The sequence below is a fragment of the Paraburkholderia sp. CNPSo 3274 genome (assembly GCF_024206475.1).
Taxonomy (GTDB): Bacteria; Pseudomonadota; Gammaproteobacteria; order Burkholderiales; family Burkholderiaceae; genus Paraburkholderia.
In genome coordinates this window covers 1-2,898 of the sequence record NZ_JAMBPR010000180.1, presented here as the reverse complement: position 1 = coordinate 2,898, position 2,898 = coordinate 1, and the positions used below count along the sequence as shown (strand labels likewise).

General features: G+C 62.4%; 4 protein-coding genes. All 4 read right to left on the bottom strand.

The window, feature by feature from the left end; translation table 11 throughout:
• Positions 1 to 196: transposase (locus tag M3I54_RS43820; protein WP_254346201.1), on the bottom strand; the 196-nt coding region annotated here is incomplete at its 3' end.
• 47 nt (positions 197 to 243) lie between these two features.
• A complete protein-coding gene (locus M3I54_RS43815; protein WP_254346630.1) occupies positions 244 to 1,098 on the bottom strand; it encodes a recombinase zinc beta ribbon domain-containing protein in 855 nt (284 codons plus the stop codon).
• The gene (locus tag M3I54_RS43810) at positions 998 to 1,480 is read right to left on the bottom strand and encodes a recombinase family protein (RefSeq protein ID WP_254346627.1); all 483 of its coding nucleotides are present in this window, start codon (positions 1,478 to 1,480) and stop codon (positions 998 to 1,000) included. Before M3I54_RS43810 ends, M3I54_RS43815 begins: the two co-directional genes overlap by 101 nt.
• 60 nt (positions 1,481 to 1,540) lie before the next feature.
• Positions 1,541 to 2,626: a zinc ribbon domain-containing protein gene (locus M3I54_RS43805; protein WP_254346625.1), complete on the bottom strand. Its 1,086-nt coding sequence runs from the start codon at positions 2,624 to 2,626 to the stop codon at positions 1,541 to 1,543.
• Between the last annotated feature and the right edge of the window lie 272 nt (positions 2,627 to 2,898).

Here is a 2,898-nt window from a genome sequence, read left to right as displayed (position 1 = left end):
GGCGCAAACCCCGATCCCGCTCTTCCTTGCGCACCCAGCTACGCAGCGTCTCGCCCGAGCAGCCCAGCTTCGCTGCGATCGAGGCGATCACTTTCCATTGCGATTCGTGGTCGCCCTGATGTTCCAGTACCATTCGCACAGCCCGCTCACGAACTTCCGGCGAGTACCTTGGGGACTTCTTCTTGGTGTTTTCCATAGCTCCATTTTCTCAAGAAGTGGAGCCTCCGGAAATCCCGGGGCGGTTCAGTTCTTCATCACGCTCAATTCGGTATGGTCGCCGCCCTGCCAATGAATGACAAGTTCAATATGCGTCTCGACCACGCGTGCCACAATCTCCTTGAGAACGCAGCGCAAGATGCGCTTGCGCACTTCGTTGCTTGCCGAAGGATGAGACCACACACGCGGCAAGTCCGTGCCCAGCGCCATCAGTTCTTCACGCTGCCGTGGCGTCAGACTCGAGTCAGCGTGGCTCTGTAATGCCTCGATCCCCGCCTCGCGCCGGGCGACCTCGGCGAGCCGCTCGTTCCAGCGCCGCTCGAGCTCGGCGGCTACCAGTCGATTGCCCGGGTCAACGGCATCGAACTGTCGCTGCGCACGCGCTGCCTCGAAGCGGCTTTGCTCCAACGCGAGTTCGAGCTGTCGCCGCTTTATGTGGCCGTCGTCGGCCCGTTGTTCAATAGCGCGAACCGCTGCCTGTACCCCGAGCGGACGTAGCAGGCTCAGTACTTCACGGGAGACCGACTCGTCCACGCGTAGAGCGCCGAATGAGATGCAACCATGTTCCATTCCGTGGTTAATCGCGGCGCCCCTGCAGTGGTAGCGGGCCGTGTTCCCGTTGCGGCCGCTATAGGCAACGTGCAGCTTGCGCCCGCAGTGCGCGCATCGCAGCAACCCTGCCAGCAAGGCCTCGCCGCGACGCAGCGCGCCGCGGGCCATATCGCCGCGCATGTTGGTGTTGTCGGCGATCACGCGTTGGTTGTGCTCGTAGGTATGCCAGTCAATATAGCCTTCGTGGTGGTCCTGTATCAAGACCTGCCAATGGTCCTGAGGACGACGATGGCCGCGCACGATGCACTTGCGGCCGGCTTCGATCCGCACTCGCGTTTCGGTGCGACCGAACGTAAGCACCGGCATAGACGGGATTAGTGAGGATCTTGAGCACCGTGTTATAGACCGGCAGCCGCCAGACCACGCGGCGCCGTCCCTCTTCGTAGACGACCGCGGGCAGTTCCATGTGCTCTTGCCGAAACCACAGCAGCGTCTGGCGCACGCTCCCAGCCTGGGCGAATCGGCTCAACACTGTCGTGATCGCCTCGCGGATACGCAGATCGGGGTCGGGCTCGATCCGGTCTCCCTCGCTGCGCACGTAGCCGATGGCAACCGTCGTGTGAAGATCACCTCGCGCAGCCTTGAGCTTGATGGCTTCGACGGACCGTTGGCGCAGAAAGGATAACTCCATCTCCGACATCGTGCCCTTCATGCCCAGCAGCAGCCGATCGTTGACGCAGCGCGGATCGTACGATCGGTCATGTTGATGCCCTCATCTGTTTGCCCGGGGGGCGATGACGAGATGGTCCCGCACGCCCGATTTGAGTTCCTGGAGTGCAGCGATGCTTTCCGCGGTATCCGGGAACAGGAACCGCTTGTCATGGGGGTCGCGCTGTACAGTGATGATGCCGGTACGGATGCGCCGCTTGACCCAGGAGGTAGAAACCTGCAGGGATTGCGCCACCCTGGCGATAGTCAACCATCCCGCAATATGCCGCTCACGCATTGATCTGGCGTCGTGCAGCACACGATGTCGCTGCCGAATGAGCTGTACGGTCCGTGCCGGAACATGGCTGCATCGGGCCGAGTGATGCCCCTCCTGGGTGAGGATGCAGGCGATCGTGACATCGTCGGTGCCCTGCCGGGCAAGTTCAAGCACGCGGGCTTCCATCTCGGCGCCCCGCGAGAGCGCCGACACGGCATGCACCCGGGGTTCAACCTCCAGCTGGGATATTTCGCCACCTCGCCAGACAACACGGATCGTGATGCGGTCACGCATGACCCGGTGCAGAATCACTTTATCAATGAGGGAACGCAGCAGGGCCTTTTTGCTCTCGCGATTGACTTGCGGCAGCTGCCAGACTTCCGGTAGCCGGGCACCGAGCGCAAGGAAGTCGTTTTGCTCCTCAGCACTCAGCGCCTCCGTTTTGCATGCCTCAGCCTGACGAAGGGCGAGCGCATCCTCCGCCTGGCGCAATTCGCGCAGCGCCGTTTCCCATCGCCGCTCAAGCTCGGCAGCAATCAAACGGTTATCCGGATCGACGCGATTGTATTGGCGCTCGGCCAGGAGCGCCTGATAGCGTAGCCGTTCGACCTGCTGCGCCTCTGCCCGATTGGTGGCGTCACGGCTCTGCTGTCTTGCATGTTTTGCACGGGCCCAGGTCTCCAGCTCTGCCGGTCCAATTGCCGCGAGGAATGCCTCCACGACCCGCGCATCGATCAGGTCAGCAGGCAGGTGCTGGCATAGCTGCCCCCCCTGACTGCGCAGCAGATAGTTACAGACGTAGGCGTTGGCGTTCTTGTACTGCACCGCCATCTTGTGACCGCATTGTCCGCACCAGACGATGCCCTGGAGCACTGCTGCACCGTCGCGGGGTACGCCGTGCCGCGCGTCAAACAAGATGAGAGCAGCGCGTCAATCAGGATGAGAGTACTGGCGTTGCGGCAGCGGTGGAGGGCGTAGCCCGGAACCGCTGCCGCAACGCCGCGCCGAGGAGTCCGCCCCGCTGCCGGGGTGCCTTGTCGGTGGTCGCGGTAAATCGGGTATGAACAGCTCTTCCATGTAGCGAAGGGAGGCTGAGTTGCCCGGCCGACACATCAACGACCATCAGATGAGGCTCTACATGAAGT